The following is a 271-nucleotide window of genomic DNA, read 5'->3' on the forward strand; positions in this document are numbered from 1 at the left end:
TGCAACGGATGCGGCAGATAACGTCAGCGCACCAAGCGGCAGCTTCGGTATCAATGTTGACACCACCGTGCCTAATCCGGCTGGCGATATCGTTATCACCGACAATGTGGGTGAGAAGACCGGTGAAGTGAATCCGGGAGATACCACCGATGACCGTTCACCAAACCTGAACGGTACGGGCGAACCCGGCGGTACAGTCACCATCTATGATAACGGTAAGGAAATCGGTACCGCCAAGATCAATGATGAAGGTGAGTGGAGCTTTACCCCA

1 protein-coding gene is annotated in these 271 nt (G+C 53.9%); it reads left to right on the forward strand.

All coding sequences use genetic code 11. The features are described from left to right. Positions 1–271, forward strand: a 271-nt coding sequence (locus AC2A06_RS19045) for an Ig-like domain-containing protein (RefSeq protein WP_484381325.1), incomplete at both ends; no start/stop codon positions are given.

Source organism: Serratia sp. HNCC26DJ244 (assembly GCF_057180565.1).